Source organism: Pseudomonas sp. LB3P81, from assembly GCF_054897965.1.
In genome coordinates, this window is sequence record NZ_JBUBVG010000001.1 from 4,189,283 (window position 1) to 4,203,863 (window position 14,581).

Here is a 14,581-nt window from a genome sequence, read left to right on the forward strand (position 1 = left end):
AGGCCGAACACAAACTTGTGGCGAGGGAGCTTGCTCCCGTTGGGCCGCGAAGCGGCCCCATCAGAATGGTCTGCGACTGCTGCGCAGTCGAGCGGGAGCAAGCTCCCTCGCCACAGGGGTTTCACCTGACTCAGGTTATTGTCCCGGCCTTCGCAGTGAGCTGCTCCCGGCAGTAATCCGCAAACAACTGCGCCGGTTTGGTCAGTTGCCCGCGCTTCAACCACGCCGCCACCAACCCTGAGCCGGTGACGTCTTCGACGATGTCCACGCACACCACTTTCTGGCCGTCGTAGGTGCATTCCGAATGCGGTCGGGTGACCAGGATCGAGAAGCCGAACCCTTGGCCGACCATGCCCCGGACCATCTCGATCGACGGTGAGCTGAAGGCAATGTGTGGCGTAAGACCCAGCTCTTCGAACAGGCTGACGAAGTAGGTCCGACTCGGTTGCACGTCCAGGAGGATCATCGGCTCCAGGCACAGATCACGTAGCGACACTTGCTTGAGTTGGGCAAAGCGATGATCCGCCGGCAGCAATGCATAAGGCCGCTGTGCCGGCATCAGTGGTTCGGTTTCGATGGTGGCGTCGAGGTCGTGTTCATAGAGGATCGCCAGGTCGAAGGTGCCTGAGGTCAGGCCTTGCACCAACTCTTGCTGCTCGCCGTCGCGGATGCGGATTTTTACGCCCGGGTACAGCGCCGAGAACCCGGCAATCAATTGCGGCAGGTACAGCGGGGCGACGGTTTCGAAACAGCCGATGTCGATTTGCCCGGCCACCACGTCGTTGTCGGCCAGGGCGTTCTGTTCGAACTCCTTGGCCATGCGCAACAGTTCCTGGGCCTTGCGGTAGAAGCGCGCACCGCTGGGGGTCAGGGACACGCCCTGGGCGTGATGACGGATCAGCAATTGCACGCCGAAGCTGTCTTCCAGGCCTTTGATCGCCGTGGAGATCGCCGGCTGAGCGATGTACAGCTTGCGCGAGGCCTCGGCGACGCTGCCGCATTCGACGGTGGTGATGAAGTACTTCAATTGACGCAGGTTGTAGGCAGCCACGGCAAACCTCGGGGTGGATGGACTCGACATCCAGGCCATTTTTGCGCCGACTGCATCCGTTCTGACGACGGTGTTGTTGTGCCTGAACAATAACCACATACCGCGCGACCGTGGAGATGGGCTGCCCAGTTTTTTCATGGTCTGCGAAGACATTTTTACTATTTTTCCTCGACACGGGCCTGGGCCACCATCCAGACACAAGAAAAGCCCATGGAGCATCTGAACGTGTTCGAGCTTGCATACTGGCAAAAAAAAGCCGCTGCACTGCAGTTTCCCGACCAGGCTGTAATCGACGGTAAATCCCGCTCGGCGCAGTCGGGCCAGACCTTCGCTGCGATCAACCCGGCCACCGGCCAGTGCCTGGCCAACGTGACCGCGTGCGGCGCTGAAGACGTGGACGCCGCAGTCAAAAATGCGCGGCAGGTGTTCGAGGCCGGCACCTGGGCGGCGCGTTCGCCGGGTGAGCGCAAGCAAGTGCTGCTGCGCTTGGCCGATCTGATCATGACCCACCGCGAAGAACTGGCACTACTGGATTCGCTGAACATGGGCAAACCGGTGATGGACGCCTACAACATCGACGTGCCGGGCGCGGCCGGGGTGTTTCGCTGGTACGCCGAAAGCCTCGACAAACTCTACGATCAGATCGCGCCAAGTGCGCAGAACGTATTGGCGACCATCACCCGCGAAGCACTGGGCGTGATCGCCGCCGTGGTGCCGTGGAATTTTCCGTTGGACATGGCCGCGTGGAAACTCGCGCCCGCGCTGGCGGCAGGCAATTCGGTGATCCTCAAACCCGCCGAGCAATCACCGTTCTCCGCCCTGCGCCTGGCCGAGCTGGCGCTGGAAGCCGGGTTGCCGGCAGGCGTGTTGAACGTGCTACCGGGCCTCGGTGAACAGGCCGGCAAAGCCCTCGGTTTGCACCCGGACGTCGATTGCCTGGTGTTCACTGGCTCCACCGAAGTCGGCAAATATTTCATGCAGTATTCCGCGCAGTCGAACCTGAAACAGGTGTGGCTGGAATGCGGTGGCAAGAGCGCCAACCTGGTGTTCGCCGATTGTCAGGATCTGGATCTGGCTGCCGAGAAGGCCGCGTTCGGGATCTTCTTCAATCAGGGCGAAGTCTGTTCGGCCAACTCGCGGTTGCTGGTGCAGCGTTCGATTCATGATGAGTTCGTCCAGCGCCTCAAGGCGCAGGCCGAACGCTGGCTGCCGGGTGATCCGCTGGACCCGTCGAGCAGTGCCGGGGCGATCGTCGACAGCCGCCAGACCGCGCGCATCATGAAGTTCATCCAAAACGCCGAACGTCAGGGCGCGACGCGGATATGCGGCGGCCGACAGTCGATCTTCAACGGTTCGGACAACTTCATTCAGCCGACGATTTTCACCCATGTGAGCCCGGACATGCCGCTGTTTCGCGACGAAGTGTTCGGCCCGGTGCTGGCGGTCACCGCGTTCGATGACGAGGCACACGCCTTGCAACTGGCCAACGACAGTGTCTACGGTCTGGCCGCGTCGCTGTGGACCGACGACCTCAATCGCGCGCACCGCGTGGCGCGGCAACTGCGGGCGGGCACGGTGTCGGTGAACAGCGTCGATGCGCTCGACGTGACCGTGCCGTTCGGCGGCGGCAAACAGTCCGGTTTCGGCCGAGACCTGTCGCTGCACTCATTCGATAAATACACCCAGTTGAAGACCACTTGGTTTCAGCTGCGCTAATAACAGCCGCTAACAACAAAACGGAGAACTGGCGATGACCACACCACGTGAAACCCGCGACTACCAGGCCGCCGACGCTGCGCATCACATCCACGCATTCGTCGATCAGAAGGCGCTCAATGACGAAGGACCCCGGGTGATGGTCCGTGGCGAGCGGCTGCACCTGTGGGACAACGATGGTCGGCGTTACCTCGACGGCATGTCCGGGCTGTGGTGCACCAACCTCGGTTACGGCCGCAAGGATCTGGCGGCTGCAGCGACTCGACAGCTTGAGCAGTTGCCGTACTACAACATGTTTTTCCACACCACCCACCCGCAGGTGATCGAGCTGTCGGAGTTGCTGTTCAGCCTGCTGCCGGGGCACTACAGCCACGCGATCTACACCAACTCCGGCTCCGAAGCGAATGAGGTGCTGATCCGCACCGTGCGGCGTTACTGGACGATCCTCGGCAAGCCCGAGAAGAAAGTCATGATCGGTCGCTGGAACGGATACCACGGTTCGACCCTGGCGGCGACGGCGCTCGGTGGCATGAAGTTCATGCACGAAATGGGCGGCATGCTGCCGGACATCGAGCACATCGACGAGCCGTACTTTTTCGCCCACGAAGGCAACCTGACCCCGGCTGAATTCGGCCTGCGGGCAGCGCAGCAACTGGAAGCGAAGATTCTCGAATTGGGCGCGGACAAGGTCGCCGGGTTTATCGCCGAACCATTCCAGGGCGCGGGCGGGATGATCTTCCCGCCAGAAAGTTACTGGCCGGAGATTCAGCGGATTTGCCGTCAGTACGACGTGCTGTTGTGCGCTGACGAAGTGATCGGCGGCTTCGGTCGCACCGGCGAATGGTTCGCCCATGAGCACTTCGGTTTTGAGCCGGACACACTGTCGATCGCCAAGGGGTTGACCTCCGGTTACATCCCCATGGGCGGGCTGATTCTGTCGAAGAAAATGGCGCAGGTATTGGTGGAGCAGGGCGGCGTGTTTGCCCACGGCCTGACCTATTCCGGGCACCCGGTGGCGGCAGCGGTGGCCATCGCCAACCTCAAGGCGCTGCGCGATGAAGGGGTGGTGACGCGGGTCAGGGACGACATCGGGCCGTACCTGCAACAGTGCCTGCGCGAGGTGTTCGGCAATCACCCGTTGGTGGGGGATATTCAGGGTGTCGGGATGGTCGCGGCGTTGCAGTTGGCTGAAGACAAAACCAGCCGCAAGCGCTTTGCCAACGAGAACGACATTGCCTGGCGCTGCCGCACGATTGGCTTTGAGGAAGGGGTGATCATTCGCTCGACGCAAGGGCGGATGATCATGGCGCCGGCGTTGATTGCCAGTCGTGAGGAAGTGGATGAACTCGTCGGCAAGACCTTGAAAGCGGTGGATCGTACGGCTCAGGAATACGGCCGGCTTTGATTTTGTAGCGCTCTTTCAGGCCTCTTCGTCGGAACGCCGCCCGGAGCAAGCCCGCTCCCACATTGGAACTGTGTTGAACCGGATCCCGAGGTCGACACAGATCCAATGTGGGAGCGGGCTTGCTCGCGAAGGCGATAGCCGACTCACCACAGTTTTCACCTTGTGCACCCCCGCCAACCCCGCCCTTTTACAGCCCCCGCTACCCAGTTTTTTCATCACTCCCAACGACATATTTCCTGATTTTCCTAATCCCCACCTTGCTCCAACATCGACCTCGCCAGTCAGCCGAACGCTGCCCACAACAAGGTCCATCAGAGACCACAAGTGGAAGCTCTTCACCAGGGCCGCTGGCCGTACTGCCCATGACAAAACTAAATCAACAGCTTTGGGAGTGCTCCATGATCAAGTCCTTGCTTACCCGCGTTGCTCATCCACTGGCGATCACCGCCATTGCCGCCACGGTCGCCACCAGCGCCCAGGCCGGCACCCTCTCTATCGGCCACACCACGTGGGTCGGTTACGGCACGCTCTACCTCGCCCAGGACCTGGGCTACTTCAAGGAAAACGGTCTGACCGTCGAGTTGCCCGTCGTCGAAGAGGCTTCGATGTACATGGCCGCGCAGGCCTCGGGCGAATTGTCCGGCTCGGCGTCAACCATCGACGAAGTGCTCAAGTACCGTCCGCAATTCTGCTTCAAAGCTGTCGCTGCACTGGACGACAGCCATGGTGGCGACGGTGTTCTGGTGGGCAAGGACGTCAAGAGTCTGCAGGAGCTGAAAGGCAAAGCCGTGGCAGTGAACGAAGGTTCCACTTCGCAATTCTGGCTCTCGTATCTGCTGAAAAAACACGGCATGACCATGAGCGACATCACCGTGCAAAACATGACGGCCGACGACGCCGCCACCGCGTTCATCGCCGGTCGCGTGCCCGCCGCCGTGACCTGGGAACCGCACCTGTCGATGGTCCGCAGCAAGCAACAGGGCAAGGTGCTGATCGACAGTAGCAGCACGCCGGGCGTCATTGTCGATGTGGTCGCGCTCAACTGCACCGTCATCGAAAAACAGCCGGAAGACGTCAAGGCGTTGGTCGCCGGTCTGTACAAAGCGGTGCAGTACACCAAGGACCATCCGCAGGACGCCTACAAAATCATGGCCAAAGGAGTCGGTGGTTATCTTGCCGATCCGAAGGAACTGGAAGCTGCCGCGCAAGGCGTGCGCTTCTACGATCAGGCCATGAGCGAAAAGCTGCTGGGCTCGCCCGGCAAGCCGGGCGACAGCGAACCGCTGATCAAACTGGCCAATGAAACTGCCAGTGAATTGCAGGGCAAACCCTACAACGTCAGCAATGACGACCTGATCGACAACCGCTTCGTTACCCCGCTGTAGGAGGTTCGCATGTTCAAGCGCAATTCATGGCTGAGCCGCTGCATCACGCCCAAGACCGGCCTGCCGGTGTCGGTGATCTGGAGCGCAAGCGGTCTGGCCTGGGTGTTGTTGGTCGGTCTTTGGGCCGGGTTGTCGTACGGCGGCGTGGTGCCGGGCATGTTCCTGCCGACGCCGGGCGCGGTGGTCGAGGCCGCCGTGCGCCTGAGCCGCGACGGCACGCTCGGCCAACATGTGTGGGCCAGCGTCGAAGTGGTGATGGTCGGTTTCATTGTTTCGTCGCTGGTGGCGGTGCCGCTGGGGTTGCTGATGGGCAGCTTTCGCATCGTCCAGGCGTTCCTCGAGCCGATGGTCAATTTCATTCGCTACCTGCCGGTGACCTCGTTCGTGCCGCTGTTCATCCTGTGGATCGGCATCGGTCTGGAACAGCGGGTTTCGGTGATCATTTTTGGCGTGTTTTTCCAGCAACTGGTGATGATCGCGGACGTGTCCAAAGGCATTTCCAAAGACCTGATCAATGCTTCATACACCTTGGGTTCAAACCGTCGCGATGCCGTGCTGCACGTGATCGCCCCGGCGTCGTTGCCGGGCGTGCTCGACACCTTGCGCGTGACCATGGGCTGGGCCTGGACGTACCTGGTGGTCGCCGAACTGGTCGCCGCTTCAAGTGGCCTGGGTTACCTGAGCCTCAAGGCCATGCGCGGCTTTCAGGTGGATGTGATTTTCCTCGCCATCGCGATCATCGGCCTGTTGGGCCTGGTCACCGATCAACTGTTCCGTTTCCTTCGTCTGAGGATTGCCGCATGGGCTCAGTAACCGCCGTCAACCCGCGTTTCGTCACCCCGATGGCCGCCCCGGCGCACGCCGCTCCACGCCTGCAAGTGGACAAGGTCAGCCTGCGTTACCAGAAGCCCGACGGCGGAATGTTCACCGCGCTGGATCAGGTTTCGTTCGAGGTCCCGGATCAGCAATTTGCCGTGCTGGTCGGGCCGTCGGGTTGCGGCAAGTCGAGTTTGCTGTACCTCACCGCCGGCCTGAATGAACCCACGGAAGGCGAGATCTACGTCGGCGGCCAGCAAGTGCAGGGCCCCGGCGCGGATCGCGGCATGGTGTTCCAGAGCTATACGCTGTTCCCGTGGCTGACCGTGCGGCAGAACGTCGAGTTCGGCCTGAAGCGTCGCGGCATGGCGGCGGTGCAGCGCAAGGAAATCGTCGATTACTACGTCAATGAAGTCGGCCTCACCGGGTTCGCCGACAACTACGCCAAGCAGCTGTCCGGCGGCATGATGCAGCGTGTGGCGATTGCTCGGGCGTTGGCCAACGACCCGCAAATCCTGCTGATGGACGAACCCTTCGGCGCACTCGACAGCCAGACGCGCCTGCAAATGCAGCAGCTGTTGTTGCGGGTCTGGGGCAACAGCAAGAAGACCGTGCTGTTCGTGACCCACGACATCGACGAGGCGATTTTGCTGGGCGACCGGGTTTACGTGATGGGTGCGCGACCGGGGCGGATCAAGCAGATTCTGGACGTGCCGATCGAACGCCCACGGACTCTGGACATGGTCATGGAGCGCTCCTTTATCGAGATGAAGCGCGATATCTTCGGGTTGCTGCATGACGATTTGGAAGAGGTGCATTGAGCCGGATGTCGGCTAGGCACCATCCCTGTGGGAGCGGCGGTGCGACGATTCGACTTGCTCGCGAAGGCGATTGACCATTCAACATTGATGTTGACTGACATACCGCTTTCGTCGGAACGCCGCCCGGAGCAAGCCCGCTCCCACAGGTTCAGCATTCTCAGTTGGCGGGCAGGAGAAACCGCGCAATCACCGGCAAATGATCGGAGATCCGCAAGGTATCGTCCTGCCTCACCATCGCCTCGACCCGCTTGATCCGCGGACTGTAAAACAGGTAGTCGACAGTCCGGTCCGGGCCGTTCAAGCCCGGATCATTCGGGTAATGCGTCAACCACTGCGCCCGATCGATTCCACTGGCTTCATTGTTGGTCGGGATCATCGGGTACTTGTCCCACAACAGGTGCAACGCACTGTCGGCGGAGTAGGGCGTGCGTTGTTCAGTGGGCAGGCGTCGATATTGACCCAGCGGCAACAGGTTGAAGTCGCCGCCGATCAGCCACGGCGTGCCACGGCTTTCGTATTTGTCGAGGACTTTGGCGACGGCGGTCACCTGGGCTTGCAGCGTGTCGTCGGGTTGAAGGACGCGGTCCAGATGAGTGTTGAGCACCGCGATCTGACCGCCGTCGCCCAACGGGAGGTAAGTCACCAACAACGCGTTTCTCGGTTTGAACTGGCGGCTGATGAAGTTGGCCGGCATGGTCGGCAGTTGCAGGCGTTCGGCGTGTTCGATCTTGTAGCGACTGAGGGTCGCCAGTTGCCGGCCAACGCTGCCGAAGATGTGCGGCTCGGGTACGAAATCAGCTTTCCAGTCGAAGGCGTGAGCGCTGCAGGGATACAGGTCGGCGAGCCGTTCCTGAAGCAGCTTGAACTGGTTCTGGTAATCGCTGGCCTTGGCGCCGTCATCGAGCTCTTGCAGCAACACGACATCCGCTTGCTCGTCGCGAATCACCTGCGCCACTTCATCGAGGCTGAAAGCCATGTCTTCGGGTGTCGGGTTTTCGTCGTTGCCGGCCGCCAGATCATTCCAGAACACATAGCGTTTACCCGCCAGGTACTGAACGTTCCAGGTCATCACTTTCAACGCCTGGCCGGGCACCAGTGTCGGTGCCTGAGCGTTGCAACTGACCGGTAGCGTTTCTCTGGCCTCGGGGCGCCAGGTCAGGCTGTAGATCAGCAAGGCAATCAGGCCGATTGCAATCAACAGGCCCAGCAGGGTGTAGCGCAGTAGTCGGGTCATGGCTCGGCTTATAGCGTTACAAAAGATGGCCCCGAGCATAACCGAGAGCGGCGCCGAAGCCCACGGTCAGAGCGGCCGGTCGATTTTCTCGGGAACGTCGCTGATCAGCATGAACAAACGGAACAACACCACGCTGGTGAACAACTGCAAAAAGCTGTGGGCGCTGTCGATCAGCAGGGAAATCACCGGGTTCTGCGGCTCCGGGTAAACTTGGAGGGTCAAGCCCTTGAGCACCCACAACGGCCCCATCACACACAGAATGCACACCAGGATGCGCATGAAATGGCCGCGGGTCAGACGCAGGCTTTCCTTCATCGCCGCCAGTGGCGCCAGGCCGCGCAGCACCAGCAGGTACTCGCCGAACGCGAGGGTCACCATCAGCCAGATGCCCGGCAGGAAATACAGCGACAGGCCGATCAGGATCAGCACGGTATTGAGCGCGGTCAGCAGGGCGAAGCGCGGCCACAGGTAGGCGGCCCTCGACAGCAGGTCACGGTTGCGTGGCGATTCACCACGGCTGCGCGCATCGAGAAACAGGATCAGCGCGGCGGTGTACAGCGGATAAACCAGCAAACCGACAATCACGCTGATGCCGGGAAAACTGTCCGGCTCAGTCGAGTGATCGACCACTTGTTGCAGCAGCGCTTCGAAGATCACCAGCGGCAGGCACAGCCGAACGATCTGGCGCAGATTGCGCTTGAAGAAATACAAAGAGTCACGCAGTACATCGAACGGATTCATCAGTCGGTATCGCAGGCCACATTTAGTAACGCACTGTAACCGATGATGTACCGCCGGAAGCAAACGTAAACGTTCGGTAAAGGTCATTGAAACAACTTGTTTCAGCCTCCATTAAGGTCGAGCACCTTATCCTCAGTGGAGAAAGACAACGATTTCCCCGGCAATCTACGAGGTCGCCATGAACAGCGAAGAACAAACCCTGATCGATGGACTGTTTTCCCGGCTGCAACAGGCCGAAACGGATTCAGCCCCGCGCGACGCCCAGGCCGAGGCGCGGATCAAGGAACACCTGACTCGCCAATCCACGGCGGGTTACTTCATGACCCAGGCGATTCTGGTGCAAGAGGCAGCAATCAAAAGCCTCGACCAACAGAACAAGCAACTCGCCGAGCAAGTCCGGCAATTGCAGGCCGAACTGCAATCGGCCAAGGCACAGACGGCTGCTCCGGCGCCGAGCGGCGGTGGCTTCCTGTCGAGTATTTTTGGTGGCAATTCCCGTGAAGCGCCTGCGCAAAGTGCGCCGCCCTCCAGTGGCGGTTGGCGTGAACCTGGGCGGCAGTCGTTCAATTCGCCGCCGCCACAGCAAAATTGCGGTGCGCCGCCACCGCAGCAGAATTACGCGCCGCAACAGCCGGTCGGTGGCGGTTTTCTCGGTGGCGCGCTGAAAACCGCAGCCGGTGTGGCGGGTGGCGTGATGCTGGCACAGGGCATCAGTAGCCTGTTCCACCACAACCAGCAGCCGGAAGTGGTTGAAGTGATCAAGGAAGAACCGGCTCAGGTCAACGATCAGGGCGGTGACAACGGCTGGGACGACGATCAGCGTGTGGCTGACAACTCTGGTGATTACAGCGATGACAGTTCATCGTTCTTCGGCGGCGACGACGACTCCTTCGTCTGATTCAACGTTACAGGTGTAACACCGAACCCGTGGCGAGGGAGCTTGCTCCCGCTGGGCTGCGCAGCAGTCCTTTTTTTGGGGGCCGCTTCGCGACCCAGCGGGAGCAAGCTCCCTCGCCACAGGTTGCCATTCGTCCGAGGCTCCAAGATGCTCCGGGCCGATTATTCGCGGAACAATCCTTCAGGCTGGCATACTGGGCAACTTTTCGGGCCTGGTGCCTGATCCCGTCTGCGCGAAAGAGGATGCACGGTGAAAAAAATTGCAGTGTTCGCCGATGTGCAAAACCTCTATTACACCGTGCGTCAGGCCTATGGTTGCCACTTCAACTACGCCGCGTTGTGGGCTGACATCAGCAAGCAGGGCGAGATCGTCGAGGCCTACGCCTACGCGATTGATCGTGGCGACAGCAAACAGCAGCAGTTCCAGCAGATCCTGCGCAATCTCGGTTTCACCGTGAAGCTCAAGCCCTATATCCAGCGCAGCGATGGCTCGGCCAAGGGCGACTGGGACGTGGGCATCACCCTCGACATCATGGACGCGGCGGATCACGTCGACGAAGTGGTGCTGGCTTCCGGTGACGGTGATTTCGACATGCTGCTGGAACGCATCATCGCCAAGCACGGCGTGCAAGCGGTGGCCTACGGCGTGCCGGGTCTGACGGCCAACTCGCTGATCCGCGCCGCCAGCCGCTACGTGCCGATCGAAGGCGCGTTGCTGCTCAAGAATTGATTTTTACGGAGTTGAAACAGGTTTGGAACGCATAGCAGTCATCGACTTTGAAACCACCGGGATCTCCCCGAGCAGCAGCTGCCGGGCCACGGAAATTGCCGTGGTGATCCTTGAACAGGGGCGCATCGTCGAGCGTTACCAGAGCCTGATGAACGCCGGCGTCCGCGTCCCGGCCTTCATCGAACAACTCACCGGCATCAGCAACGCCATGCTGCGCACCGCGCCATCAGCCGAGCAGGTGATGAACGAGGTCAACGAATTCGTCGGCACCACGCCGTTGCTGGCGCACAACGCCGCGTTCGACCAGAAGTTCTGGGACTTTGAGTTGGGGCGGATCAAACGCACGCGGTTGCAGAACTTTGCCTGCTCGCTGCTACTTGCCAGACGACTGATGCCCGCTGCGCCGAATCACAAGCTCGGTACGCTCACTACCTTCGCCCAACTGCCTCATACCGGCCAGGCTCACCGGGCGATGGCTGACGCCGAGATGGCGGCCAACCTGACGGCGCATCTGGCCCAGGAGTTGCGGCAGAAGCACGGGTTGCGGGAGTTGTCCCATGATCTGCTGGTCAGCCTGCAGAAAGTGCCGGCGGCGAAGATCAATGAGCATCTTAAGCGCCATCGCGGGTTCTGACAGACACACCGCAAATCCCCTAACCCCCGAACACCCGGCTCTCTGTAGGAGCTGTCGAGTGAAACGAGGCTGCGATCTTTTGACTTTGACTTTAAAAAGATCGCAGCCTCGTTTCACTCGACAGCTCCTACAGGAGAGCTATTTGCCATTCCCTTCGATGTGCCCCAGAGGCACGCGCTTCTCTATCGCGCTCGACAACACGATCGACGTCTTGCTGAACCCGAACTTGGCAATCCGGTTAATCAACTCTTCCAGCTCCGGCATCGAGCCCACCGCCGCTTGCATGATCACGCACGGATCACCCGTCACCCGATGACACTCAGTCAGCTGTGGGATTTTGATCAGGTCGTCGTAGGCTTTCTGATTGCCATGCTGATTCAGGCGCAGTTCGATCACGCACTGGATCGGCAAGCCTAGCTTGGCCATGTCGACTTTCGCCTGATAACCGGTAATCACTCCGCTGGCCTCAAGTTTGGCCACGCGCTCGGCCACGGCCGGGGCGGACAGGTTGACCTTGCGCGCGAGGTCGGCGTAGGACGCACGACCGTTTTCCAGCAGGGCGCTGAGGAGCATGCGGTCGTATTTGTCCATGAGCGAATTCCTGAAAAATGGCTGACTTTCGAAAACACGGTTTATAGCGCTGATCTCCGTGTTTTGAAAAGTATGCCGGCGCTATAAACAGGTTTTGTAACTTATTTTCCGTCGTTGGCCTTTCTAGAATAGCTGTTCATTTGTCCTTGCCTGCGAGTTGCCCCCATGCCTGGCCTGCGCCGTTTTCCCTTGCCGTTGATCGCTGCCTTTTTCGCCTTGTATGTGATTTGGGGCTCGACTTACCTGGTGATTCGCATCGGCGTGGAGTATTGGCCGCCCTTGCTGCTCGCCGGTATTCGCTTTGTCATCGCCGGGACCTTGATGTATGCGTTCCTGCGCTGGCGCGGGGCCCCGGCGCCGACCTGGGCGCAGTGGAAAGCGGCGGGGATGATCGGCATTTTGCTGCTGGCGTGCGGTAACGGCGGGGTCAGTGTGGCGGAACATACGGGGGTCGCTTCCGGCGTCGCCGCATTGGCGGTGGCGACGGTGCCGTTGTTTACCTTGCTCTTCGGATATTTCTGGGGCGCGCGTAATACCCGTCTCGAATGGGCCGGGATTGTGCTCGGGCTGATCGGCATCGCAATGCTCAACCTCGGTTCCAACCTGCAATCGAGCCCGCTGGGTGCGATGTTGCTGATCTTTGCGGCAGCGACCTGGGCGTTCGGTTCGGTGTGGAGCAAACATTTGCCGCTGCCCCAGGGCGCGATGGCCAGTGCCGTGGAAATGCTGGTCGGCGGTGTGGCGCTGCTGATCGGCAGTGCCTTGAGCGGTGAGCATCTGGAAGCCATGCCGCCGATTGAAGGGTGGGCGGCGCTGGCCTATCTGACCTTCTTCGGTTCGATCATCGCCTTCAACGCCTATATGTACCTGTTGAAAAACGTGCGTCCCGCGGCGGCCACCAGTTATGCCTACGTCAACCCGGCGGTGGCGGTGTTGTTGGGGATCGTGTTCGTCGGCGAAACCATCGGTATCGAAGAAGCGTTGGCCATGCTTGTCATCATCAGCGCGGTGGTGCTGATCGGTTTGCCGCAGTGGCGCCGGGCGCCGCAACGACCGGCTGCCGTGGTGCAGACAGAATCGAGCGTGAATTAGGGTAAACTGCGCGCCATTGCACACCCGCGCTGAATTTTCCTACGGTAATCCCATGACTTTCGCCACCCTTGGCCTGATCGAACCCTTGCTGCGCTCTCTCGAGACGCTCGGCTACCAGACCCCGACGCCGGTTCAGGCGCAAGCCATTCCTGCGGTGCTGGCCGGTCGTGACCTGATGGCCGCCGCGCAGACCGGCACCGGCAAGACCGCCGGTTTCGCGCTGCCGTTGCTGCAATTGCTGGCCATGGAAGGGCCGAAAGTCACCGCCAACTCGGTGCGCGCGCTGATCCTGGTGCCGACCCGCGAACTGGCCGAACAGGTTCACGAAGCCGTGCGTCAGTACGCCGAGAACCTGCCGTTGAGCACTTATGCGGTGTACGGCGGTGTCAGCATCAACCCGCAAATGATGAAGCTGCGCAAAGGCGTCGATCTGCTGGTGGCGACGCCGGGCCGCTTGCTCGACCTGTTCCGCCAGAACGCGCTGAAGTTCAACCAGCTGCAAACCCTGGTGCTGGACGAAGCCGATCGCATGCTCGACCTGGGCTTTTCCGAGGAGCTGGGGAACATTTACCGGGTGCTGCCGAAGAAACGTCAGACACTGCTGTTCTCCGCGACCTTCTCCGATGCGATTCGCCTGCTGGCCGGTCAAATGCTCAATGATCCGCTGAGCATCGAAGTCAGCCCGCGCAACGTAGCAGCCAACACTGTTAAACAGTGGGTGGTGACGGTGGACAAGAAGCGCAAGCCGGAGCTGTTCATCCATCTGCTGCGCAAGGGCAAGTGGAAGCAGGTGCTGGTGTTCGCCAAGACCCGCAATGGTGTGGACGCGTTGGTGGAGAAACTCCAGGGGCTGGGCATCAACGCCGACGGCATCCATGGCGACAAACCTCAAGCGACCCGTCAGCGCGCGCTGGACCGATTCAAGGCCAGCGAAGTGCAGATTCTGGTCGCTACCGACGTCGCGGCCCGTGGTCTGGATATCGAAGATTTGCCGTTGGTGGTCAATTTCGACCTGCCGATCGTGGCGGAGGACTACATCCACCGGATCGGTCGTACTGGCCGTGCGGGTGCCACCGGGCAGGCTATTTCGCTGGTGTGCGCCGATGAAGTGAATTTGCTGTCGGCCATTGAGACGTTGACGCGTCAGACATTGCCTCGGCAGATGGAACATGATTTTGAACCTGAGCACCGCGTGCCGGATACCGATGCCAGCGGTCAGGTGGTGAAGAAGCCGAAAAAACCGAAGAAGCCGAAGACGTCCAGTGGCGGTAAACGCAATTTGGGTAAATGGGTTGAGAGCGGGGATGCTTCGGCGCCTGAGCCTTCGATCAAGCCTGTGCGCAAGGTACCGGTGTTCAATACTGGGCCGCGTAAGCGTAAGCCTTGATTTACTGCGGCGGCTGTTAGGCCGCCTTCGCGGGCAAGCCCGCTCCCACATTGACCGCATTATCTCTGGAAGAACTCGGTC

The 14,581-nt window shown here is 60.5% G+C and carries 14 protein-coding genes; 10 read left to right on the forward strand and 4 right to left on the reverse strand.

Going from position 1 to position 14,581, the window contains the following annotated elements:
- Window positions 1-130: 130 nt before the first annotated feature.
- Window positions 131-1,051 carry a LysR substrate-binding domain-containing protein gene (locus ACYZTL_RS19360; protein WP_461954336.1) on the reverse strand — a complete coding sequence of 307 codons (921 nt, stop codon included), beginning with the start codon at window positions 1,049-1,051 and terminating at the stop codon, window positions 131-133.
- Window positions 1,052-1,276: 225 nt separating this feature from the next.
- On the opposite strand from ACYZTL_RS19360, the gene ACYZTL_RS19365 reads away from it, so the two are divergent.
- The 5 genes from ACYZTL_RS19365 to ACYZTL_RS19385 all read left to right on the forward strand — a co-directional run bounded on the left by ACYZTL_RS19365 (window position 1,277) and on the right by ACYZTL_RS19385 (window position 7,194).
- Entirely contained in the window at window positions 1,277-2,767 is a 1,491-nt protein-coding gene (locus ACYZTL_RS19365; RefSeq protein WP_461954337.1) for an aldehyde dehydrogenase, read from the forward strand.
- A gap of 34 nt (window positions 2,768-2,801) precedes the next feature.
- Window positions 2,802-4,172, forward strand: coding sequence for an aspartate aminotransferase family protein (locus ACYZTL_RS19370; protein ID WP_461953103.1), 1,371 nt, complete (start codon window positions 2,802-2,804; stop codon window positions 4,170-4,172).
- Between the two features lie 398 nt (window positions 4,173-4,570).
- Window positions 4,571-5,557 carry an ABC transporter substrate-binding protein gene (locus ACYZTL_RS19375; protein WP_461953104.1) on the forward strand — a complete coding sequence of 329 codons (987 nt, stop codon included), beginning with the start codon at window positions 4,571-4,573 and terminating at the stop codon, window positions 5,555-5,557.
- Window positions 5,558-5,566: 9 nt separating this feature from the next.
- Window positions 5,567-6,370, forward strand: a complete 804-nt coding sequence (locus tag ACYZTL_RS19380; protein ID WP_033054201.1) for an ABC transporter permease — start codon at window positions 5,567-5,569, stop codon at window positions 6,368-6,370.
- Entirely contained in the window at window positions 6,358-7,194 is an 837-nt protein-coding gene (locus ACYZTL_RS19385; RefSeq protein WP_461953105.1) for an ABC transporter ATP-binding protein, read from the forward strand. Before ACYZTL_RS19380 ends, ACYZTL_RS19385 begins: the two co-directional genes overlap by 13 nt.
- A gap of 157 nt (window positions 7,195-7,351) precedes the next feature.
- Here ACYZTL_RS19385 and ACYZTL_RS19390 read toward each other — a convergent pair whose 3' ends face one another.
- Both ACYZTL_RS19390 and ACYZTL_RS19395 read right to left on the reverse strand, forming a co-directional pair.
- Complete coding sequence (locus tag ACYZTL_RS19390; protein WP_461953106.1) at window positions 7,352-8,428, reverse strand: endonuclease/exonuclease/phosphatase family protein; 1,077 nt, start codon at window positions 8,426-8,428, stop codon at window positions 7,352-7,354.
- Window positions 8,429-8,494: 66 nt separating this feature from the next.
- Window positions 8,495-9,169 (reverse strand): YciC family protein, encoded by a 675-nt coding sequence (locus ACYZTL_RS19395; RefSeq protein ID WP_461953107.1) that lies wholly within the window; start codon window positions 9,167-9,169, stop codon window positions 8,495-8,497.
- Window positions 9,170-9,347: 178 nt separating this feature from the next.
- Between ACYZTL_RS19395 and ACYZTL_RS19400 the strand changes: the two genes are divergently transcribed.
- The 3 genes from ACYZTL_RS19400 to ACYZTL_RS19410 all read left to right on the forward strand — a co-directional run bounded on the left by ACYZTL_RS19400 (window position 9,348) and on the right by ACYZTL_RS19410 (window position 11,430).
- Window positions 9,348-10,067, forward strand: coding sequence for a DUF2076 domain-containing protein (locus ACYZTL_RS19400; protein ID WP_461953108.1), 720 nt, complete (start codon window positions 9,348-9,350; stop codon window positions 10,065-10,067).
- A gap of 249 nt (window positions 10,068-10,316) precedes the next feature.
- Entirely contained in the window at window positions 10,317-10,796 is a 480-nt protein-coding gene (locus ACYZTL_RS19405) for a LabA-like NYN domain-containing protein (protein ID WP_064675757.1), read from the forward strand.
- A gap of 22 nt (window positions 10,797-10,818) precedes the next feature.
- On the forward strand, window positions 10,819-11,430 hold the full coding sequence (locus tag ACYZTL_RS19410; protein ID WP_461953109.1) for a 3'-5' exonuclease: 612 nt from the start codon (window positions 10,819-10,821) through the stop codon (window positions 11,428-11,430).
- A 138-nt stretch (window positions 11,431-11,568) separates the two neighbouring features.
- Here the strand turns inward: ACYZTL_RS19410 and ACYZTL_RS19415 are convergent, their stop codons facing one another.
- Window positions 11,569-12,021 carry an Lrp/AsnC family transcriptional regulator gene (locus tag ACYZTL_RS19415; protein ID WP_461953110.1) on the reverse strand — a complete coding sequence of 151 codons (453 nt, stop codon included), beginning with the start codon at window positions 12,019-12,021 and terminating at the stop codon, window positions 11,569-11,571.
- A 165-nt stretch (window positions 12,022-12,186) separates the two neighbouring features.
- Here ACYZTL_RS19415 and yedA point away from each other — a divergent pair, with 165 nt between their 5' ends.
- Together yedA and ACYZTL_RS19425 are read left to right on the forward strand one after the other, a co-directional pair.
- Complete coding sequence (gene yedA, locus ACYZTL_RS19420; RefSeq protein WP_461953111.1) at window positions 12,187-13,113, forward strand: drug/metabolite exporter YedA; 927 nt, start codon at window positions 12,187-12,189, stop codon at window positions 13,111-13,113.
- A gap of 52 nt (window positions 13,114-13,165) precedes the next feature.
- Entirely contained in the window at window positions 13,166-14,500 is a 1,335-nt protein-coding gene (locus ACYZTL_RS19425) for a DEAD/DEAH box helicase (protein ID WP_008031738.1), read from the forward strand.
- The last annotated feature ends 81 nt before the right edge of the window (window positions 14,501-14,581 follow it).